Genomic DNA, 22297 nt, shown 5'->3' on the forward strand with positions numbered 1-22297 from the left:
AAGGATAAATGGAGATTATTCTGCTATCTCCATAACTTCCAGGTTCTCCCACTTGAACTTGTCCTTCGGACAGGCATTAATACATCTCTTACAGTTTGCTCCGTCACAGAGATCGGATCTTATCATCACCAGACCTTCGTCATCAATTGATAGGGCATCAGTGGGGCAGACCTTGGCACATTTCTGGCACTCCGGACAATCGATCTTCATTGTAAGGTAGGTACCGACCTGCTCAAGCACTTCAAGACCTTCGTCACCCAGAACCGGAATATCTTTCTCTACCCGCTTGTCAACTTCGGTAACATGGTCCGGGAGGTCTATCTTTGGAAGCTTCTTCTTCTTCAGGAACTTCTTGAGCATCTTAAAGGGCATTCCCTCCGTCCAGTATGAAATTTCCTGAATGTATGCTTCCTTAAAGCCCGGATCCGTTGCGAACATGACGTGGTTGCTTACGATCCTGGATGCAATTTCCTGGAGCTCCCACAATCTGTCTTCAGAGAGCAATACTTCCCGTGCCACAAGCAGTGAAGTGTTACCGATCTGTATAACCTCGTTTACATCATACGGGACCATACCGATCTGATGGGCCTTGACAGCATCCATATAGGTTCCGGCAGCACCGGACATGTATGCTTTCTTCACATCGGCCACCTCTATGCCCGCGGCATTACAGAGTGCAAGGTGTCCTGCACGTATGGCACCGATGGCAAGTCCTGCTTCCTGAACATCGCTTTCAAAGAACTTGACCTTGTCCTGCAGATACAGTATATGGTCGGGTGTATCGATCTTTGGAAGCTGTATTATGCCGTTCTTCATACCTGCGTCAAGGATTGCAATTACACCTGTTCCTGTGATTCCTTTTGCAGTGATACTGTCATCCTCTACGACGTCACCGTTCTTGGGATTGATGAGTTTTGCCTTTACGGTGTTCATTTCAGCATCAAGTACATAGTTGCGGATATTGCCGTTCTCGAATTCAACATCGGATATTACAAAAGGAGATGCAAGTTTTCCGTGTTTTATCTGCTGTCCTTCCATTGCAGGACCGGCAGCAGCAGAACCCGTATAAATGGTACCGTCGTGGATAAGGGCCATCTCGGCATTGGTTCCGTAGTCAGTGGCTATGGCAGTTTCCTTTGTGTCAAGGAAACCTGACTTGATGATTAGTGCAAGAGCATCGGCGCCGACCTCATGTCTGATAGCAGGCGGCACTACCAGTTTGGCATTCGGGTAGACCTCAAGACCTGTAATCTCGGAACAGTCCACGATACGTGCATCCCTGTTCTGCTCCTTGATATTGAGTTTCTCCTTTTTCCTCTCACCTGCGTATGCAAGATCGTCGATAGGGATTCCCTGGAATATGGAAAGCTGTATAGGGTTACCGCAGATAGCCATTCTCTGCAGTTCCTCAGCTTTTACTCCCAGTGCCTCGACAATTTCTCTGACAGCATTTACATGGAGGCCATGGGCACGCTCCAGCCCGTATGTAATGGCAAAATCAAGGTGGTCCATTACATTTGCACCCGGAATAGGATTGCGAAGGGTAATCACCGTCTTATGAATATCCCCGCTATCAAGGTCTATCTTCTGTGCTCTTATACCACTGGTTCCTAGATCAATTGCAACTCCTGTTCTCATATGAATCCCTTGAAGTATTTTTTGAAGTTATAACATAAGTACTGAGTTCTAACTTAAAAATATATGTTACGGTACTGATGTCTATATACAGTACTATTTAAATTGATTGTAGTACTTATGGAATTATTAAAAAATAGCAGTACCATTGAATACTCTGGTGGAAGTATGGTAAATCAAGTTGTTTTGATTTACTCCTGTGTGCGTAAAAGCTATATCTTTTCGCACAATCGCTGTCCCTTTTCAGTCAGGACCAGCTTTTTCCCTGTTGTCTGAACACCATCTGTATGGCAGACAGATGTCGATGAGCAGGATCCGCAGGCTGAACAGCCGGGACTGTTGTCCCCTTCTACAATTTTGATATATCCCATGTGTTCCATGCTTTGCAGTATCTCTTTTAGTCTTTCAGAGCTAATACCCAGCTTTTGGGCAGTTTCAGCCATGGAAAGTTTCTCTACGTACAGGTATTTCAATAGATCCTTTATCATATGCTCCCGCCTGAAATCAGTTCTCGATATCAAAATGGTCTTTCCACTGCAGGTAGGCAACTAATGACACGGCTCCAAGGTATATTTCAGGCCTCAGGTCATCAAGTATGGACCAGCCGGCAAATGCCTCATTCTTCAAAAGATAGACCTCAAGTACATTTCCAAATGCTGCAAGTACATATATGCCTGCAAATATGAGCGAGAGCAGTATTCCCACATAAACATAGGCGATGCCTTCATCTTTTCCGGAATGCAGTTCTGCAAAACCGTAAATAAATACGCTTCCGACCAGTACCAGCACAAACCCCCCGATTGCGTCAGGAGGGATGAACAGGACATCTGCTATGAATCTGCTTAAGGTTTCGGGTGCTGAGATCCCCAGTGATCTCGAGAATCCGGTGATAAGCTGAATGAGCCCGAAAAGAGTGTAAATTGCACCCATTAAAAGAGCGAATACGATCTTGTGGCCATTATTTCCTTTCATGTCATAACCTCAGTACCCGAACAGTTTTCCTCCCTGGTATACCATAAAGGCAATTATCCAGGCAACAATTATTCCATACATCAATGCAAAAAGTGTCCACTTCCAGGAACCTGTCTCTTTCTTAATGACTCCGAGTGTTGCAATGCATGGCATGTACAACAAACTGAAGACCATAAGACTCAATGAGCTTAGCGCTGTGATGGCTGGGTCGGCGATCAGGTTCTGTGTCAGAGCCTCCTGATTATCTCCCACTCCGTACAGGACTCCCATGGAAGCCACTACTATTTCCTTTGCCACAAATCCGAATATGAGTGAAACCGTAACCTTCCAGTCAAAACCAAGCGGTTCCATTAACGGTTCGAAGAAATGACCGATCATTCCAACATAACTTCCCTCGCTTCCGTATTCTATGCCCCATGGGAATGATGCCAGCAGCCAGATGACCACAACACCAAAGAGTATGATGGTACCGGCTTTCCTGATATACATTGCTCCGTTATCCCACATATGGATCAGGCTGGTCTTGAGAGTGGGTACCCGGTAAGGTGGCATCTCCATGATAAAGGGTGAGGGCCTGCCCCTGACAATCGTAGACCGCAAGAATTTCGCGGAAATTACCGCCACCGCAATCCCGAGTACATACATCATGAATACGACGGTTCCTGCCTGCCTTCCGAAGAAAGTCCCTGCAAATAGTACATATATAGGTAACCTGGCACCGCAGGATACGAAGGGAACCACAAGTATGGTGATCAGTCGGTCCTTCTCATCCTCTATGCTGCGGGTTGCCATGATCGCCGGTACGTTACAGCCAAATCCCATGAGCATGGGGATAAAGGACTTCCCGTGCATGCCGATCTTGTACATAAGCCTGTCCATGATGAAAGCAGCCCTTGAAAGATATCCGCTGCCCTCAAGAAGAGATAGCAGAAAGAATAATATGAATATATTCGGGACAAATGTCAGGACAGCTCCGACACCTCCGATGATACCGTCACCGATCAGGGATGCAAGCCATTCCGGCTGGAGTGATCCTGCAACATTACTCGCCAGCCAGGTGAATGCCATCTCGATCATGTCCATGAAAGGGGTGGCAAATGCAAATGTAAGTTCAAAGGCACCCCACATCAGGGCCAGAAATATGGGAATTCCAAGGTATTTGTTGGTAAGCACCCTGTCGATCATATCCGATTTGCTCAGTTTGACATCGCACCGGGTGCATAACTGGGGGAAGATGGCATTGATCGCCACATACCGCTTATCCGCGATATCTGCTTCGTATTCCTCCTGGTCGATGGAATCAAGCAGATCGTTTATCTTTTTTGAAACCGGACTTCTCGAGACCTTATCATGGACATTCGCATCACCTTCAAGCAGCCGTATACTCATCCAGCGGAGCGGATATTTGTTGGCAAGTTCCCGGTCCTCTGTAAGTATTTTCTCGATCTCGAGTATCATTGCCTCTATCTCATCGCCGTAACCTATCTCGTGACCATGATATTGTTCATTGTTTTTCTCCTCAATGACCTTGTCCAGCAATTCGTCAATGCCAATGTCCTTGCTTGCAACTGTTCTTACAACAGGGGCTGCCAGTATCTCCTCCATTTTATCGAGGTATAACTTGTCTCCTCTTTCCAGTGCTAGGTCACACATGTTAAGAGCAATGATCATCTCCGTTTCAAGCTCCATGAGCTGTGTGGTAAGATAGAGATTCCTTTCCAGGTTTGAGGCATCGACTATCTGGATAACTATGTCGGGCTTTTCCTCGATGATAAAATCCCTTGCAACGATCTCATCCATGGAATAAGCGGTCAGACTATAGGTTCCCGGCAGGTCTATGATCTCGATCTCATAACCCTTGTAGATCCTCATACCGCTCTTTTTCTCAACGGTTACTCCGGGCCAGTTACCCACATGCTGCCTTGAGCCTGTGATCGCATTGAATAAAGTGGTCTTACCGACATTCGGATTACCTGCGAGGGCAACTCTGATCTTTTTGTTTTCCATTGTGTCCTCTGTATTATAGTAATAAAAGATTGGAGTTCATTCCTTCTGAAGAAGGTGAGGATCTATTCTATTAAATGAACGAAGATCTGTTTTGCTTCGTCTTTCCTTATTGAAAGGTTATACCCTTTTATCCTGAATTCGAGTGGGTCTCCCAGCGGGGCTTTTCTTATGAGCTCTACCTCCGAACCCGCAACCATCCCCATATCAAATAACTTTCTCCTGGCAGGCCCCTTTACCCGTACCTTGGTAATTCTGGCCAGATCTCCGGGCATTAGGGTATCAAGTGTGATCTCGGACATTTAATTTATTCCCTGGGCAATTATTCCACCCTGTTACTGACTTAGCGTAATCGCACTTTTAATATTTAGTGATTTCGTGCCCCTGTCTTTAGTATTTTTTAGACAGGGATCTCATTGAAATCTATACGGGATATTTCCCTTTTTCTAAGTTCAAAGGTGGGAATATTTTAAAACAAGATCATGTAGTCTTTGTCTTTTTTCCATGCAGGGGGCAGCTATCCTTTGCTGCGGGGGTGCACTCGATATATTCGCCCGTAGTGTAGTAATGCCTGAAATGGTCCAGCCAGTATGGCCACTCTTCCCTTCTGTCAATGAATTCAACAAACTTTGTAAGAACCTCGAAGGTCTCGGGGGCAAGAACATGTTCGATCTTACATGCATCCTGATCTGCCGTCTCTTCCTCAACTCCCAGTATCTCAAGGAAATCCCTTATCACACCATGTTTTTCCATGGTGCATTTGGCAATTTTTTCTCCTTCGGGTGTTAATGTGACTCCGCCATACTTCTCGTAGTTTATGTAGCCGAGTTTGGTAAGCTTCTTAAACATTCCTGTAACACTTGGAGAGCTCAGTTCAAGCTCTCTTGATATATCTTTTACCTGGGCATAACCTTTTTTCTCGATCACCTTTTCTATCGCCTTCAGGTAATCTTCAACTCTTTCTGTTGTCATGGATTCTCACTATGCGGGTTTGTGTTCTCTGGCGGGCAGTCTGGATAAAGTAAGCATATAAAAATATTTTTTAATAAGCCGACTATATAGTTAATTTCTATGATTGAATCCCTATATATACCTTCCTAAGTTTACTATATTTTGTAGCTTTGGCTAAAATTGTTAAGTTCAAAGCTTTCAGATTGCAGACTTTTCTCTATCAGGCTTTGAGAAATGTGTTTTAAGAATTATTTAAATCTCTTTAACATAGTAAAAAAATACCAAAGAATAAGATATTTATACATCTGATTTCTAATATAATATTATCAATAGGAAAATTATATAATGGGATGTATAATTTACAGGAATATCGACCTGTATTTTCCATACGGTTAGCATTTTATTCCAGATGCATTCTATAAATATATTGATATCCGGAAAACAGGATCCGTGAATCTCCGATGTGATCTATATGGATAAAAATCTACTCAATATCTTATTCACCTCAAGCCTGGTGAAAGATATACTTCTGTTGTTAAGAAATGGCAAAAGGGATATTTGGGACATATTAGCAACTTTCGATGTCAATAGGCAGGCTCTTTTTCCCCAGATCAGGATGATGGAAGAGTGGAACCTTATTTCAGTAAGCGAAGGTTCATGTCAATTAACAGTAATGGGCAGGATGATAAGCGAAAAAATGATCCCATTGATCAATACGCTTGAACTGTTAAGTGCTATGGGCAAATATAACATGGATTTTATTCCTTCGCATCTCTTAACAAAGATGAGTGATATTGGTCCGTGCACTGTTTTTAACCCCTCACCTCTTGAAATCTGTGAAGCAAATAAAGAGTTTCAAACAAGCTCGGTAGAATCAAAATCCGTTATGGGTATGACCACTTTTTTATTCCCGAATTTCAGGGATATATTTTCAGAGTATATGGAAAGGGATATATCAGTTTCCGTAATAATTACCGGTGAACTTTTCAATAAGCTGAAAAAGGAGAGGTCCGGGGACTTAAAATGGCTTCTTGGCTACAGTAATATGGAAATGTATCGCTATGATAATAATATCGACCTGATTTCTTTTACGCTGAATGATTACGGTATAATGCTAAGATTACTTTCCAACTCTGACCAGATCAAATATGACTATAAACACATACTTTTGCAAAGCCCCGGTGCACTGAGCTGGGGAAGGGAGTTGTTTGACTACTATAGGAATAAGTCAGTACTGATTACTGATATATGATCGGCTGTCATCTGTTGGAAGCCAGATATTCCTGTAGTCTGTCCATGCCTTCTTTTATGTTTTCGAGACTGTTTGCGTAAGAAAAGCGCAGATAGCCTTCGGCACCGTCTCCAAAATCAATTCCAGGTGTAACTGCAACACCAATGTCCTCGAGTATCCTCTGACTGAGCTCCAGGGAATTCTCTCCGAACTTGCGTGCATCAGCAAGTATGTAATAGGCACCCTTTGGTTCGCTCTTTACTTCCATGCCCGTTTCTTTTATTCTCTGTAAGAGGTAACGACGTCTTTTGTCATATGTTGAGACCATTTCTCTCACAGTATCCTGGGGTCCTCGCAGGGCTGCAATTCCGGCATATTGCACGAATGCGTTCGTGGATATGAAAAAGTTCTGCTGCATTTTCTGCAGGGTCCTTATGTATTCTTTCGGGGTTATCAGGTAACCCAATCTCCATCCGGTCATTGCATATAGCTTCGAAAAACCGTTCAGTACAAAAGCATTTTCCGTGTATTCCAGAATGGTGTGGTCCTCACCTTCGTACACAAGTCCCTGATATATCTCGTCCGAGATTATCGGGACATTGCCTGCGACGTCCGCAAGATCCTGTAAAGTTCCGGGGCTCAGTACCTGACCTGTGGGGTTTGATGGTGAATTGATGAGTATCGCTTTTGTCTTTTCATTGATCTTTTCCATGACAGCTTCAGCGTGCAGTACAAATCCATCATCCCTGTCGGTATAAACAAAAGCGGGAACTCCGTTCACTGCCCTTACAAAATTGGGATAACATGCATAATGGGGATTTGACATTATCACCTCGTCCCCGGGGTTCAAAAGCGCCATGAACAGTAGAAGCATTGCAGGGCTGGTTCCGGAAGAAATTATTACCTGTTCGGGAATGATGTCCACACCGAATTGAGATTTATATTTTTCAACTATGGCTTCCCTGAGTTCGATCAGGCCCTGGCTGTGAGTGTATTTCGTGTTGCCCGCACACATAGCCTCAGTTGCGGCTTCACAAATATGTGCTGCAGTGGGAAAATCGGGTTCTCCTATCTCAAGGTGGATGATTTTCCTTCCTTCTCTTTCAAGTTCCTGTGCCCTTTCCAGTATTTCCATGACATGGAATGGCGGCATATTAACAATCTTGTCTGACAGACTGATTTTCATTGTAGTGCACGTTCCCTGAACTGGTCTATAGGTTCAGGAACGGGTAAAAATATAAAACAGTTTTCGTCGCACTGTAGTGCGCTTCTAAAAAAAGTGACCAGGCCTGTGAGCCTGGTATAGAAAGTTTATTTCCTTTCTCTGGCGTAAGCAACTATGGCTTCCTTTATGCCCCAGCGGAAGGCAACCACAATCGCAATACCCCATGCTAGCGGTTCGAGAAGTATATAGAATATACTTGTGTCGATCAGCAATGTGTCAAGGGCAAGCAGGACCACTATCAGCGCCAGGAAACCTCTGAGCGCGGGAATCCATATATCGCTGCCTTCAACGTCCATTGTCTTCATCATACTGCCGATATAGTCTGCAAAGAGATCTATCGCAAGAAGTCCTACTACAAGTATGAGCAATCCTGCGAACAGGTTCGGAAGATATGCCAGTATCTCTCCGATAACCACTGCTATCATTGGCAGGTTGAGGATGTCAAGTGCGGCAACAATGAATACAAGATATCCGAAAAGCTTGAAGATCCAGGCTGTCAAGCTGGAAAAAGTGACTCCGCTTGACTTCATCGCACTTCCGTAACTTGTACTCTCAAGACGTTCGTCAACTCCTGATGCGACAATTATATTCTCTATCAGGTCTGCGAGGAAATCAACCACAAGCAAACCTATTATCAGGACTAACAATGCTGAGAGTATGATCGGGATATAGAGAATTATCGTTGTGATGAAATCCGCTACTATCTGTATCTGCAAAAGGTCAATAATAATAACCGCGAAAACAATATAAACAAACCATCTTATGGCTGCATCAAAGAATTCTACTACAGTAACCTGCGATCTGTCAAACATCGCTCCCAGTGATGTTTTCTCTATAAGATCATCAAGTCCTATCCTGTCAAGGACACTTGCTCCAATTTTACCAAGTGCTCTTCCCGCTATCCAGCCAACGATGATCAGTATTATTACTGCCAGTAAAGTCGGGAGAAAATTGATAGTTTCACCCGTTAAATCGTATACACTACTCGTTACCGATGGATTTGCCATTATATGTACCCCTTTCTAATTGATCTACCAGTAAATGCTTCAGTGATGAAACATTCCAACCCCGTTTAAATGAAAATTTGTTTCTTTTGTTATTTAAACATGTTGTAAAAAATCTGATTTATATGATATATCGAAAAAAACTTTACATATTCATGGCATCTTGAACTGGATGGAAAAAGATAACTATCAGTATTTCAGGAAATGGTTTTCGCAATATGTAAGGTCCTTTTATTCGGACGACCCTTACATTGCACAGAACATAGAACTCAAGGAAGATCATAGTCTGAGGGTCTGTCAGAATGCTTCCTTGATCTGCGGATCAGAACAACTGCCGGATGATGAGCTGTATCTTGCAATGACAATCGCACTTTTCCATGACATCGGTCGCTTCGAGCAATTTCAGAAATATCGTACATTCAAGGACTCGGAATCCGAGAACCATGCCCTTCTGGGTGTAAATATATTGAGATTTGAGAAAGTTCTTTCCCCCCTGCCTTCAGAAGAGCAGGAGATTATCTGTACAGCTATATCCCATCACAATGCCAAAAAGCTCCCACAGAATTTGGATCGTGAGTGCCTCTTCCATTGTAGGCTTGTCAGGGATGCGGATAAGCTGGATATTCTGAAGGTCCTGGACGACCATTATTCCATGAAAGATAAATCGCCGAACCCTGCACTGGAATTGGGTTTGCCGGATATTCCGGAATACTCCCACTATATGGTCGATGATATACTCAATAACAGGATCTCAAGCACTGCAGGTGTCAGGACCTGCAACGATTTAAGGCTCGCAAGGCTTGCCTGGGTCTTTGACATGCACTTCCCTGAGACGTTTCGTCTTGTTGCGGAAAAAGGGTATATTGAAAGAACAATTGCTCAACTGCCACAGGACCCTGATATCCGGAGAGTACGTGATCATCTGAATAGCTGTATTGACAGCGTGCTCTCCGGGAAGGATTAAATCATGCAGGTATATGCAAAATATGATCTTCTTTGAAGTAATTACTTTAATATTCAGTGTTGGAAGGGGTGATCGGATAATGGACCCGGATTTAAGCAGACAGATTGATCTTAAAATTGACAGGGTAAACGCACTTTCGATAATCAGCGGTTATTATCTTGTAATCGGCGGCGGGAAGATCGGGAGCAAATTCGTGGAATACGCAGAAGATCATGGTCTGCCATTTGTACTTGTCATAGATATCGATTGCAAGGCTCCGGCCTCAAAGCTTGGGAAGGTTTTTGAGGACAGGAAGGATCTGGCTGATATTCTCGATTCACTGAACACAGATACTTATCTTAGAGCTAGTTCTCCACCGGAGGAGAACAGGACCGTTCAAAACACTGAAATCTATTTTTTCTGCATGGATTCAAAGGACATTCCCTCTCTACTGGGTTACGGCATACCTGAATATATCATTCCTGCGGTTCCGTCACATGCGGCCGTTGATATTATTGCGGACTTTGTGAATCTTGATATGGATGCCGATCTTATCCGTGAGGTCTCCATGGATAAAGCTGACAGGGATCGGCTGGATGTTTTCCAGAGCATTGTATCCGAATTTCCCGAAAATATTGTGGCAGGAACTTTTCCTGAGCATGGTGCGATCTTCCTCTCTTACGCCCGCCCCGGGGAACTGTGTCCTGATAACTGCAGGGGACAGGAAAATTACTGTTATAACTTCAAGGGGGAAAAACCAAAGACAATCACCAGTTATGCACGTGAAATTAAACAGGGTAGGCCCGGCTGGGTATTCGAAAGCCGTCAGATGGGACCGGGTATCGGTGGGATACAGGGCAGGGATCTCAAAGATAATCTGATTTCTTTCATGAAGTATGTGAATCAATTAGAGTGTCTGCCTTTAGACGCCGATTTGGAAAACAGGCTCCCGTTTATAGCAACCACATGTAACTGTCATGGAATTCTTAACCTTCTGCAGATAGGCGATATTTCCTGAAATAATCGGTTTATAAGATTGATTGTAAAAGAAGATTGGCCGGATAAAAATGGTTGGTGGTTGGTTGTTGGTGGTACGTTATGAACCCGGCCTATAATTTAATATGCAGTACTAATATAAAAATATATTTATTCATGCATAACTTGCATGTAATTCAGTTTATTCCCTGGATTTTAGACTTATTCGTAAATGGTGATCCAAGAATTACCTAAAGTATTTATTGCTCTCATTCCCACTATTAATAGGGGAACTTGAGAGTGAATAAATTCGAAAGATATTTCTTTGCACTTCTGGGGCTTGTCATAGTCATACTTCTGGTATGGGTAATTAGTATGATGAATAACCCCGCACCGGGCTATACGGACTATATGCCGGGCTATAATCAGCCCGGAGGAATGATGGGTCAGGGTGGGATCAGAGATCCTGACACTGTCTATCCATATGAAGAGCCGGGTAATAATGCACAGTTTGACTCAAATGGTGAAATGATATACTATACAGGGTACAATGAAAGCGGACAGCGTATCCCATTCTCATACGGTCCGAACTGGCTTTATGTTCATGGTGGAAGCTGTGTAAACTGTCATGGAGTAAACGGTGAAGGCGGCGTTCCTATCATGATGGCCTATGAACTGCCGGCAGACATAAGATATGATTCGCTTACATCTGAAGAACATGAAGCAGAAGAAGGTGAAGAGCATCCTCCTTATACTGATGAGACCATCAAAAGAGCCATAAGAGAAGGTGTTGATCCTACAGGAGAAGAACTGGATCCTGTGATGCCAAGGTGGCATATGACCGAAGGGGACCTTAACGATACTGTAGATTACTTGAAGCAGTTGTAACTAAGGACCGACTATGAATGTGCTCATATAATTAACAAATTCATATTCGGGTGTATACACACCCATTTCAAATATGTTTGAAACAATTTTGATATGCCAACAGTTATATCTTTTGAACATTATTACCGGCGTATGAACCACTTAAAAACGCCGGTATATATGGTGGGTGCAGGTCTTGTTATTGTCTTCTTGGTAGCTATCCTGTCATCCACATGCGGGCTTTTCGGAATTGACCTGGTTCCTGAAGGTTCATGTGGTGAGACCGGAAATATATCTATTCCTGCGTCTATCATCTTCAATGTTGGTTTAACCGGTGTGTTCATGGTCTTTATCGGAACCATGTGGACTGTCAAGGCTTATTTTATCGGGGATTAAGTCCAGGGAAGACAGGTTATACTTAAGTTGTCAGATCATCTTCTGTGAATCCGGAACATTATACAAAATATCAGATCAGCTATCTGTGCTCAGCTTCAAAGCCCTTCAGTTCCGCCACAAGCAATTCAAAATGCCTTTCTACTTCTGGCACCATGGCCCTTATGTTCTCGATATTATCTGCTTTTACTGCTGCTTCTATTTCATTGGCAAGACCACTCAGAGCCACTCCTCCAAGGTTTGCAGAAGAACCTTTCAGGGAATGTGCGCAGCTGCTGATACTACCTATGTCTTCCTTCTCCACAGAATCCTTTAAACTAGTAATCATTTTGGGCGCATTTTCCAGGAAGATCCCAATTATATATCTGGCTATCTTCACATCATTCAGCACTCTTTCCATGAATGCCTCGCTGTCAAATACCGGCAAACTTTCAAAGGCATTCTTCTTTTCAGAAGATGTATCATCAATATGGTTTTTTTCACTTGATTTTACTGAATATCTGTTCAGCAGTCCGGTAAGTGCCTCAATCTCAATTGGTTTTGAGATGTAGTCATCCATACCTGCTTCGAGACAGCGCTCTCTGTCTCCTTCCATTGCATGTGCGGTCATTGCGATGACAGGAATATCATGTTTGCGGACTGCAGAATTGGGGTTTCTTATTATTCGGGTAGCTTCGAAACCGTCCATATCTGGCATCTGTACGTCCATAAAAACAAGGTCATGGTCTTTTCTTTCAAGTATCTTTATTGCTTCTATGCCATTATTTGCAATGTCTGCGTCAAGTCCGAGTTTACTCAGGATACTCTGTGCAACTTTCTGATTTATGATGTTATCCTCAACCAGCAGGATCCTCATATCAGCATTGTGTATTTTAGCGCCATCATTATTTGTGGAATCCTGTGTTTCCTGTGCCACTTTATCTTTTAATCCGGATACTGAATGCTTTTCAAAATTCACAATAAACCAGAACTCAGACCCCTTGTTCTCCTCACTTTCAACACCCATGCTGCCTCCCATCATCTCCACAAGCTGCCTGGAGATTGCAAGTCCAAGTCCTGTACCTCCGTAATTGCGTGTTGTTGATGTGTCAACCTGGCTGAATTTTTTGAAAAGCAGGCTCTTTTTGTCATCAGGAATTCCAATGCCAGTATCTTTTACAGAAAAGTGCAATGTTACATCTGATTCAGTTTCGGATTTTTGGCTCACCCGGATGACAATTTCGCCTTCATGGGTGAATTTGATGGCATTTCCGCCCAGGTTTATCAGTATTTGTTTCAGTCTTACAGGGTCAGCTTTGATGTAAGATGGTACGTCGGGATCTGTCACGTATCTGAGTTTAAGTCCTTTTTCATGAGCTTTTACAGACAATATGGGTTCCATTTCTTCCAGGATATCATTCAAATTAACATCCAGTTTTTCAAGAGTCAGCTTACCTGCCTCTATTTTGGAGATATCAAGTATGTCATTGATGATCTCGAGTAGTGCCTCACCACTTTTATTCACGGTATCAACATAGTGTTTCTGCTGCTCGGTAAGTTTTGTATCAAGGAGCAGGTTCGTCATTCCGATAATGCCGTTCATTGGTGTGCGTATCTCATGTGACATATTGGCAAGGAAATCACTTTTTGCTTTTGTGGCATCTTCTGCCTTTATCAGGGCTTTGTCAAGTTCAATGTTTTTTAACTTTAGTTCATCAGCATACTCACGCAGTTTTTCTTCTGCTTTCTTCTGCTCTGTAATGTCTCTGAACTCAACAGCTCTGACCTTCCTTCCTTTATATGGAATAACTTTTGCATGTACATAAACCGGATACTCACTTCCATCTTTTCGACGCCCCATCAACTCGTATGGCTTCTCATAACCTGCATTAATATTGCCCACTACTTTCTCTCTGTACGCTTTGGCTGTAAGCAGCAGTCCGTCCATCCCGATCAATTCCTCAACCGTGTAGCCGGTCATTTCTGAAAGTCCCTGGTTGCAGTCAATTATGATATTGTCTTTGTGGATGAAAATTCCACCAAAAGAGGCGTTGTGTAGTGCTTTAAACCGTTCTTCACTTTCAATATGTGCTTTTTCGGCTTCTTTGCGCGCTGTTATATCCTGCAATGTACCTGTTATCTTAACGACCCTCTCATCCACTATCTTCGGGCGGGCACTTGCTCTTACCCATTTGTAATTGCCTTTTCCGGTGATAGTTTCCAGTTCAAGGTCGAATGGCTCGCCTTTTTCTATAGCATCATTTGTTGCTTTTTCAAGTATAATTCTTGATTCAGGAGTAAAACGCTCTATTGCTTTCCCAAAGGTGCCAATTTCTTCAGTTTCATGGATTCTTGCGACCTCAGGTGTCCATGTAATTACATTTGTTGCTACATCTAACTCCCATCCACCAATTTTTCCAATTCTTCCAACTTCAGTACTTCGCTAATTTTGAATAGGCCACCGAATTATACTTCCCGATAGCTTTATATGCGGCGGGAACGCCGCCATATGTCATTTCTAGCATCCAATTCACGAACCAATTCTAAACTTGAATTAAGACCAAAACAATGTATTGATGCTGTTCTGAAACCACTTATAGATAATATCGATATCAAGATAAACGGTCAACTTAGCTCTAAAGATCTATTTAACACTGCCATATGTATGGCAGTGGATAAAAGTTCAGTTCATTCTGCGTCAAAACACTATCAAGAGATTCCATGTGAAACATCTTTAAGGTATCATCTCAGGAAACTAAGTCTTGATGAACTTATCCAGGTAAATCAGAGCATTCTTCTTCAAGGTTCTGTCAGTACTCTAAAACCAGAGAAAAAGTATGAGTTTGCTATCGATTTTACAAGTGATCCATATTATGGAAAAGTTGATTCATCCAATGAAGACTACGTGATACGTAGTCAGGCCAAGAAATCCACTAACTCTTTTTATTCATATGTATCACTGTCTATCATAAACAAGAACGAGAGATATACTCTTGCAGTTATTCCTGTTGAAAGGAATAAAACAAAGGTTGACTACCTCACTTATTTCATAGATCTTATCGATGAACTGGATTTCAATATCAAGGTGCTTTGTCTGGATCGAGAGTTCTATTCAGTTGATGTGTTTGAGTTCTTACAGAACAAAGATATCCCTCACATTACACCAGTAATAAGAAGGGGAAAAGAAATCAAGCAACTGCTTAAAGGGAGAAAAGCAAGGTCTGCTGAATATGTAATGAAGAATGCTCAAAAGAAAGAAGTTCATCTGGATATTGTAATTGATGTGAAGTATCTGAAAGGTAAAAGAGGCAAATATGGGTGTGAAAACCTTGCTTTTGTTGTTTATGGAATTAAATGGTCTCAAAGGAAGGTTAGTAACGTCTACAGAAGACGGTTTGCTATCGAGTCATCATATAGGATGAGAAATATCGTTAAACCAAGAACATCAACAAAAGATGTAACTTTCAGATACTTCTTTACACTAATATCGTTCCTGCTGAGAAATGCATGGCTATGTCTCCAGAAAAAACATTTCACAATAGTAAAAACAGGTCCTCTAACCATTGATGAGGACAAGTTCAGGTTTGCAAGATTTATTCTGTTTGTTGAAGAGTGGCTTAGGAGAAAGTTAAGAATTCAGTTAGTAATACAGTGTTTAAGGTAATTCAATAGTGGCAGGAACAAGATGGAGGTAAAATTAGAGAACTACTGAATGAACAAATTAAAAGTGTGATTTGTTGAGTTAAAGACTATAGTTACGCTGCCAATTATTACCCATTTCGTTACAAATTTATACGTCCCGGTTTATTCGTAGCCTGATTTGTTGTAAACGGCCAACAAAAAGTTAAACAATTCGAGGTGAATTAATGAATAGAAAAATTCTCATAACTGTTATACTTACGGTTTTCATTGTAGCATTGTTATCCGGATGCGTTGACAGGTCTGAATCCGAAACCCAGATTACATCTTCGAGCGATACACAGACACCAGCAGCGGAAGAACCTGAAGGTACAATACGTATCTCAGGTGCTTTTGCTCTGTATCCTATGATGCTCAAATGGGGAGAGGAATACCAAAAACTGCATCCGAAAGTGAAGTTTGACATCAGCGCCGGAGGAGCGGGCAAAGGTATGGCTGATACTCTGGGAGGGCTTGTGGATATCGGCATGGTCTCAAGAGAAATTACACCTGAAGAAGAGGAAAAAGGTGCATACTGGATAGCAATAACAAAAGATGCCGTTGTGCCAACAGTCAATAGTAATAATCCTGCAGTTACACAACTTAAGGAAAATGGACTAAAAAGAGATGTGTTTGAGCAAATATACATCAATGGTACCATAAAAACATGGGGACAGGCGACAGGGGATACGGGCAACAATGACAAGATCAACGTATACACTCGCTCGGATGCCGCAGGTGCACCTGCAACATGGGCAAAATACTTGGGCAACTATAAGCAGGAAGACCTTAAGGGTGTTGGTGTGAATGGTGATCCGGGACTTGCCGAAGCTGTTAGGCAGGACAAATTGGGAATCGGTTATAACAACATTAACTTTGCATATGATCCAAACACACGAAAACCTGTAGAAGGTATCGAGATAATACCTCTTGATCTGAATGGGAACGGCAAGATCGATACTGATGAGGACTTCTACGGAACACTGGATGAGCTAGTAGAAGCTATCGGGAATGACCAGTTTCCTTCACCGCCTGCAAGAGATCTGAACCTCGTAACAAAAGGCAAACCAACCGGTATTGTGGATGATTTCATCAAATGGACACTCACTGACGGACAGAAGTTCATTTCTGAATCAGGGTACATCGTTCTTCCACAGGATCAGATAAACGAGGGAATAGAAAAAGTCGATTAACCGGCATGAACAAACAAGAAAAACCCACTGGATGTAAGAAAGAGCAGAAATTACTATGAACATCAGAAGACTCAAGGACAGTATTTCAAGCAGGATGATGCTCGCAATGACAGCATTTGCCTGCCTGCTGTTCTTTTTCATGCTTACTAGCCTTTATTACAGAGCAAGTCCCATATTATCGACAGTACCTATCTACGATCTCCTGTTCTCAAAAGAATGGAGCCCTTATTCAGGAAAGTTTGGTTTCTTTCCGTTTATCCTGGGGACACTGTGGGTTACAGTACTTGCTCTTGCAATTGCAGTACCTGTAAGCCTGTTAAGCTCAATATACCTTTCAGAATATGCAGATAAAGGTCTGAGGACTGCTGTCAATCCTCTGATTGATCTGCTTGCAGGAATCCCTTCGGTTGTATACGGTCTCTGGGGTGTGCTCGCAGTAGTACCTTTCATTAAAAATACCCTTGCTCCTGCCCTTGACGTGGAAACCGTAGGAGGGTACAGTGTCCTTGCAGGAGGAATTGTGCTTTCGATTATGGTATTCCCAATAATTATTTCGGTTACAAATGAAGTTATAAGAAGCGTTCCCCAGGATTTGAGAGAAGTTTCCCTATCCGTCGGTGCTACAAAGTGGCAGACCATCAAATATGTAGTTCTGAGGAAGGCAAAACCCGGGATATTTGCGGCAATAGTTCTTGGTTTTTCAAGAGCGTTTGGTGAGACAATGGCTGTGCTTATGGTTGTAGGAAACGTATCCAGAGTACCTTCATCAATTTTTGATCCGGCTTATCCCCTTCCCGCTCTTATCGCAAATACTTTCGGTGAAATGATGTCTGTCCCTCTCTACGATTCAGCGATACTGCTTGCGGCATTGATGCTTTTTATCGTTGTATTGGTATTCAATATCTTTGCAAGGATGGTACTTATTAAAATAGAAAAGGGTGTTATTTAGATGGAGATTCGAAGGATTGAGGAATTGATTTTTCGTGTATTGATGATACTGTCTCTTGCAATAGTAGTGAGCAGCCTCCTTACAGTGATCGGGATAATACTCTGGAAAGGCTTACCTGCTCTGAGCCTTGATATGCTCACAAAGACAGCAGAAGGCGGTTATTACTTAGGAAAAGGAGGAGGTATCCTGAATGCCATCATAGGTTCGCTGTATCTTGCATCGGCTAGTACTATACTGGCGTTTTTCCTGAGCATCGGGATTGCTTTCTATCTCCAGAAAGAATATTCTGGAGGAACAAAACTATCAAACCTGACACGCCTCTCACTTGATATTCTTTGGGGCACCCCTTCCATTGTGTACGGGGCATTTGGGTTCACAATTTTGATGCTTTTTCACATGAGAGCATCCCTGCTTGGGGGAATAATAGTTCTCACACTTCTGGAACTCCCTATCATGACGAGATCAATGGAAGAGGTCATAAAAACAGTTCCCTATGAACTTAAAGAAGCATCATTTTCCCTTGGAGCAACAAGACTTGAGACCGTACAGAGAGTTGTTGCAAAACAGGCTCTTCCCGGTCTTATGACCGGAGTGTTGATAGCTTTTGGAAGAGGAATAGGGGATGCCGCATCCGTACTTTTCACAGCAGGATATACTGATCGCATTCCCACTTCTCTTTTTGATGCCACAGCATCTCTCCCACTTGCTATATTTTTCCAGCTAGGGACGCCCCTGCCGCAGATTCAGCAGAAAGCATATGCATCGGCTATAATTCTCTTGATAATAATTTTAGTCATCAACATAACTGCAAGGATTCTTTCAAGAAAATATGCGAGATACATCATAAAATAGGTGTATGAAATGTCCGAAACCCATATTAAAATCGATAATGTAAAAGTATTTTACAGCAAAAAACATGCGTTAAAGAATATATCCGTGGAAATACCGAAAAATCAGATCACTGCTATAATAGGCCCTTCTGGCTGCGGTAAATCCACGTTGCTCAAGTGCATGAACAGACTCATTGACCTTACAGATGAGGTTACCTATTCAGGGAAGATCCTGATAGACGACGAAGACATCTTTGACAGGAAAACAGATGTTGTAAACATCAGGAAGAAAATGGGATTACTTGCTCAGAAGCCCACCCCGCTTCCAATGTCTATTTACGAGAACATCGCATACGGTCCAAAAATTCATGGCATGAAAAAGAAACGTGATCTTGATATTGTTGTTGAGAAATATCTCAAGCTTGCCGGTTTGTGGGAAGAAGTCAAAGACAGACTAAAATCTCCGGCATCGCAGTTATCAATAGGTCAGCAACAGAGACTATGCCTTGCAAGAGGACTTGCAGTTGAACCGGAGATCATTCTCTGCGACGAGCCTACATCCGCCCTTGACCCCGTATCATCACAGTATATCGAGCAGCAGCTTCTGAAATTGAAGAATGACTATACCATTGTAATAGTCACGCACAATATCCACCAGGCAATGAGGCTTGCCGACTATGTAATTCATCTTTATCTCGGAGAAATAATCGAGCATGGTCAGGCTGATGAAGTATTAGAAAATCCAAAGGATGAGAGGACCCAGGCTTATATTAACGGAACTTTCCTTACGGAAACAAAAATCGACAGAGTTCGAACATGTACTTGAGGACGGAGACAGTATCATGGTCATTATAGGGTTCTGTGGCGGATGAACAGTCCGCCCAAAAAAGAGTTGGCGAATAATTTTCTACGTATCCTTTTTTTTGACAGCAGGCAGGAGATTTTAAGTTTACTCAATAAATTAAAAAAAAACAAGTGGTATTGGTAACCATATATAGTTATATACTATGACAACGTATGTTTAATCATGGATTGTCCAAAGTGCAATAGTTTCAGTAACAAAAAGAATGGTATAATCAATGGACGTCAACGTTATAAATGTCATGATTGTGGATATAATTATACAGTCGAACTTAAATCAACTGCTTTTCCCCGATCGGTCAAAAGACAAGCCTTGCAGCTATATCTTGAAGGATTGGGATTTCGTTCAATCGGACGTTATTTAGGAGTTAGTCATGTTTCTGTCCAAAAATGGATAAAGAAATTTGGACAGGAGTTAGAGGATCTAAAAAGCGAAAACGAGATAGGTGTTGTTGACTTAGATGAAATGCATACTTACATCAACCAAAAAAAAATTACTGCTGGATCTGGATTGCTGTTGATAGAACTGGGAAAAGATTCATCAACTGCTCTTTTGGGAACAGAGGAACCAAAACTGGAAAAGAGCTCTGGAGAAAACTAGAGAAAAAGCAGATCGGAGAAGTAATGACCGATAGCTGGAGAGCATATTCAGAATTCCTTCCTGAGAACATTCATACAACCTCAAAGGCAGAAACATATACAGTAGAAGGATATAACAGTATATTCAGACACTTTCTGGCAAGACTGAGGAGAAAAACAAAGTGTTATACCAAAAGTCTTGAAATGCTAAAATACTCTGTTCTTCTGTTAATGAAGTATAGGAATAAAGAATTAGCTATGGTTGATTAACAATACCTTTTTGGATTCGTTAAGACACTACAATGCCAGTATATTTTAGCTTACAACCTGAGATACGGTTGCAAAATAATTTAGTTAAGTTGAAACTATATGCCATTTAGTTTTTTATATGCACTCCGTAAATACAGGAATTTTAGAGAAATATATTTATATATTATATGTTTTAAGAAGCACTGATTAGAGAAAAAATGCATTGAGATTGAAACATTTGTCGTAAAACCGATTATAATTCTTTGCATAAATTGTGCACTCCGGAAAATTTTTTAACTCTTGATTCAATGTAAGGATTGATTTTCCAGAATCTATTATAATATTTTTATTATTTCCGTAGTTGAGAACAGTTATAATATCCATTTCTTCTGGAATATCCTGATTAATTTTTGTTTCTGATGAATGGAAATACTTTATTTCATCATACTCCATTGTGCGGGTTATACTTCTATGGCGAATAAAGAATCTATCATTTGTTTTTACAGCTTTTGACGTTTTTAGAATGTCAGTACTTCGCTAATTTTGAATAGGCCACCGAATTATACTTCCCGATAGCTTTATATGCGGCGGGAACGCCGCCATATGTCATTTCTAGCATCCAATTCACGAACCAATTCTAAACTTGAATTAAGACCAAAACAATGTATTGATGCTGTTCTGAAACCACTTATAGATAATATCGATATCAAGATAAACGGTCAACTTAGCTCTAAAGATCTATTTAACACTGCCATATGTATGGCAGTGGATAAAAGTTCAGTTCATTCTGCGTCAAAACACTATCAAGAGATTCCCTGCGAGACATCTTTACGGTACCATCTCAGGAAACTAAGTCTTGAAGAGCTTGTTCAGGCAAATCAAAGCATTCTTCTTCAAAGTTCTGTCAGTACTCTAAAACCAGAGAAAAAGTATGAGTTTGCTATCGATTTTACAAATGATCCATATTATGGAAAAGTTGATTCATCCAATGAAGACTACGTGATACGTAGTCAGGCCAAGAAATCCACTAACTCTTTTTATTCATATGTATCACTCTCTATCATAAACAAGAACGAGAGATATACTCTTGCAGTTATTCCTGTTGAAAGGAATAAAACAAAGGTTGATTACCTCACTTATTTCATAGATCTTATCGATGAACTGGATTTCAATATCAAGGTGCTTTGTCTGGATCGAGAGTTCTATTCAGTTGATGTGTTTGAGTTCTTACAGAACAAAGATATCCCTCACATTACACCAGTCGTAAGAAGAGGAAAAGCAATCAAGCAACTGCTTAAAGGGAGAAAAGCAAGGTCTGCTGAATATGTAATGAAGAATGCTCAAAAGAAAGAAGTTCATCTGGATATTGTAATTGATGTCAAGTATCTGAAAGGTAAAAGAGGCAAATATGGGTGTGAAAACCTTGCTTTTGTTGTTTATGGAATTAAATGGTCTCAAAGGAAGGTTAGTAACGTCTACAGAAGACGGTTTGCTATCGAGTCATCATATAGGATGAGAAATATCGTTAAACCAAGAACATCAACAAAAGATGTAACTTTCAGATACTTCTTTACACTAATATCGTTCCTGCTGAGAAATGCATGGCTCTGTCTCCAGAAAAAACATTTCACAATAGTAAAACCGGGTCCAATAACCATTGATGAGGATAAGTTTAGATTTGCCAGGTTTATTCTGTTTGTTGAAGAATGGCTTAGGAGAAAGTTAAGAATCCAGTTAGTAGTGCAATGTTTAAGGTAATTCAATAGTAGAAGGAACAAG

The 22297-nt window shown here is 41.6% G+C and carries 22 protein-coding genes; 12 read left to right on the top strand and 10 right to left on the bottom strand.

Going from position 1 to position 22297, the window contains the following annotated elements:
* Nucleotides 1–15 precede the first annotated feature (15 nt).
* From HWN40_RS04065 to HWN40_RS04090, 6 genes are all read right to left on the bottom strand, one after another.
* On the bottom strand, nucleotides 16–1638 hold the full coding sequence (locus HWN40_RS04065; protein WP_176964555.1) for a methylamine methyltransferase corrinoid protein reductive activase: 1623 nt from the start codon (nucleotides 1636–1638) through the stop codon (nucleotides 16–18).
* Nucleotides 1639–1847: 209 nt separating this feature from the next.
* Nucleotides 1848–2123, bottom strand: coding sequence for a sigma-70 RNA polymerase sigma factor region 4 domain-containing protein (locus HWN40_RS04070; protein ID WP_176964556.1), 276 nt, complete (start codon nucleotides 2121–2123; stop codon nucleotides 1848–1850).
* Nucleotides 2124–2139: 16 nt separating this feature from the next.
* Entirely contained in the window at nucleotides 2140–2607 is a 468-nt protein-coding gene (locus HWN40_RS04075) for a hypothetical protein (protein ID WP_176964557.1), read from the bottom strand.
* 9 nt (nucleotides 2608–2616) lie between these two features.
* The gene (gene feoB, locus HWN40_RS04080) at nucleotides 2617–4614 is read right to left on the bottom strand and encodes a ferrous iron transport protein B (protein WP_176964558.1); all 1998 of its coding nucleotides are present in this window, start codon (nucleotides 4612–4614) and stop codon (nucleotides 2617–2619) included.
* A gap of 62 nt (nucleotides 4615–4676) precedes the next feature.
* Nucleotides 4677–4913 (bottom strand): FeoA family protein, encoded by a 237-nt coding sequence (locus HWN40_RS04085; protein WP_176964559.1) that lies wholly within the window; start codon nucleotides 4911–4913, stop codon nucleotides 4677–4679.
* A gap of 178 nt (nucleotides 4914–5091) precedes the next feature.
* Nucleotides 5092–5583, bottom strand: a complete 492-nt coding sequence (locus tag HWN40_RS04090) for a metal-dependent transcriptional regulator (protein ID WP_176964560.1) — start codon at nucleotides 5581–5583, stop codon at nucleotides 5092–5094.
* Nucleotides 5584–6076: 493 nt separating this feature from the next.
* Between HWN40_RS04090 and HWN40_RS04095 the strand changes: the two genes are divergently transcribed.
* Nucleotides 6077–6814 (top strand): helix-turn-helix transcriptional regulator, encoded by a 738-nt coding sequence (locus HWN40_RS04095; protein WP_176964561.1) that lies wholly within the window; start codon nucleotides 6077–6079, stop codon nucleotides 6812–6814.
* A gap of 7 nt (nucleotides 6815–6821) precedes the next feature.
* Here the strand turns inward: HWN40_RS04095 and HWN40_RS04100 are convergent, their stop codons facing one another.
* Both HWN40_RS04100 and HWN40_RS04105 read right to left on the bottom strand, forming a co-directional pair.
* Entirely contained in the window at nucleotides 6822–7979 is a 1158-nt protein-coding gene (locus HWN40_RS04100; protein ID WP_176964562.1) for a pyridoxal phosphate-dependent aminotransferase, read from the bottom strand.
* Between the two features lie 125 nt (nucleotides 7980–8104).
* Nucleotides 8105–9025: a mechanosensitive ion channel family protein gene (locus HWN40_RS04105; protein ID WP_176964563.1), complete on the bottom strand. Its 921-nt coding sequence runs from the start codon at nucleotides 9023–9025 to the stop codon at nucleotides 8105–8107.
* Nucleotides 9026–9194: 169 nt separating this feature from the next.
* Between HWN40_RS04105 and HWN40_RS04110 the strand changes: the two genes are divergently transcribed.
* From HWN40_RS04110 to HWN40_RS04125, 4 genes are all read left to right on the top strand, one after another.
* Nucleotides 9195–9986 carry an HD domain-containing protein gene (locus tag HWN40_RS04110; protein ID WP_176964564.1) on the top strand — a complete coding sequence of 264 codons (792 nt, stop codon included), beginning with the start codon at nucleotides 9195–9197 and terminating at the stop codon, nucleotides 9984–9986.
* Between the two features lie 79 nt (nucleotides 9987–10065).
* Complete coding sequence (locus HWN40_RS04115) at nucleotides 10066–10983, top strand: hypothetical protein (protein ID WP_176964565.1); 918 nt, start codon at nucleotides 10066–10068, stop codon at nucleotides 10981–10983.
* Nucleotides 10984–11240: 257 nt separating this feature from the next.
* Nucleotides 11241–11828, top strand: coding sequence for a c-type cytochrome (locus tag HWN40_RS04120; protein WP_246275970.1), 588 nt, complete (start codon nucleotides 11241–11243; stop codon nucleotides 11826–11828).
* Nucleotides 11829–11960: 132 nt separating this feature from the next.
* A complete protein-coding gene (locus tag HWN40_RS04125; RefSeq protein ID WP_176964566.1) occupies nucleotides 11961–12203 on the top strand; it encodes a hypothetical protein in 243 nt (80 codons plus the stop codon).
* A gap of 79 nt (nucleotides 12204–12282) precedes the next feature.
* Here HWN40_RS04125 and HWN40_RS04130 read toward each other — a convergent pair whose 3' ends face one another.
* Entirely contained in the window at nucleotides 12283–14340 is a 2058-nt protein-coding gene (locus HWN40_RS04130) for a PAS domain-containing hybrid sensor histidine kinase/response regulator (protein ID WP_176964567.1), read from the bottom strand.
* Between the two features lie 348 nt (nucleotides 14341–14688).
* On the opposite strand from HWN40_RS04130, the gene HWN40_RS04140 reads away from it, so the two are divergent.
* The 6 genes from HWN40_RS04140 to HWN40_RS04165 all read left to right on the top strand — a co-directional run bounded on the left by HWN40_RS04140 (nucleotide 14689) and on the right by HWN40_RS04165 (nucleotide 20539).
* Nucleotides 14689–15843, top strand: a complete 1155-nt coding sequence (locus tag HWN40_RS04140) for an ISH3 family transposase (protein WP_176964568.1) — start codon at nucleotides 14689–14691, stop codon at nucleotides 15841–15843.
* A gap of 202 nt (nucleotides 15844–16045) precedes the next feature.
* Nucleotides 16046–17050, top strand: coding sequence for a PstS family phosphate ABC transporter substrate-binding protein (locus HWN40_RS04145; RefSeq protein WP_176964456.1), 1005 nt, complete (start codon nucleotides 16046–16048; stop codon nucleotides 17048–17050).
* Nucleotides 17051–17105: 55 nt separating this feature from the next.
* On the top strand, nucleotides 17106–17999 hold the full coding sequence (gene pstC, locus HWN40_RS04150; protein WP_176964457.1) for a phosphate ABC transporter permease subunit PstC: 894 nt from the start codon (nucleotides 17106–17108) through the stop codon (nucleotides 17997–17999).
* Nucleotides 18000–18851, top strand: a complete 852-nt coding sequence (gene pstA / locus HWN40_RS04155; protein WP_176964458.1) for a phosphate ABC transporter permease PstA — start codon at nucleotides 18000–18002, stop codon at nucleotides 18849–18851.
* Between the two features lie 9 nt (nucleotides 18852–18860).
* Nucleotides 18861–19655 (top strand): phosphate ABC transporter ATP-binding protein PstB, encoded by a 795-nt coding sequence (pstB, locus tag HWN40_RS04160; protein WP_176964459.1) that lies wholly within the window; start codon nucleotides 18861–18863, stop codon nucleotides 19653–19655.
* A gap of 201 nt (nucleotides 19656–19856) precedes the next feature.
* A protein-coding gene (locus HWN40_RS04165) for an IS1 family transposase (protein ID WP_425487364.1) occupies nucleotides 19857–20539 on the top strand; the annotation gives its coding sequence in 2 pieces (ribosomal slippage) (nucleotides 19857–20184 and nucleotides 20184–20539; 684 coding nt in all).
* Nucleotides 20540–20725: 186 nt separating this feature from the next.
* On the opposite strand, the gene HWN40_RS04170 is transcribed toward HWN40_RS04165, so the two are convergent.
* Nucleotides 20726–20971 (bottom strand): hypothetical protein, encoded by a 246-nt coding sequence (locus HWN40_RS04170; RefSeq protein ID WP_176964461.1) that lies wholly within the window; start codon nucleotides 20969–20971, stop codon nucleotides 20726–20728.
* Between the two features lie 150 nt (nucleotides 20972–21121).
* Here HWN40_RS04170 and HWN40_RS04175 point away from each other — a divergent pair, with 150 nt between their 5' ends.
* The gene (locus HWN40_RS04175; protein WP_176964462.1) at nucleotides 21122–22276 is read left to right on the top strand and encodes an ISH3 family transposase; all 1155 of its coding nucleotides are present in this window, start codon (nucleotides 21122–21124) and stop codon (nucleotides 22274–22276) included.
* Nucleotides 22277–22297: the final 21 nt, after the last annotated feature.

Origin of the sequence: Methanolobus zinderi, from assembly GCF_013388255.1 — an archaeon.
In the GTDB taxonomy this organism is placed as follows: domain Archaea; phylum Halobacteriota; class Methanosarcinia; order Methanosarcinales; family Methanosarcinaceae; genus Methanolobus; species Methanolobus zinderi.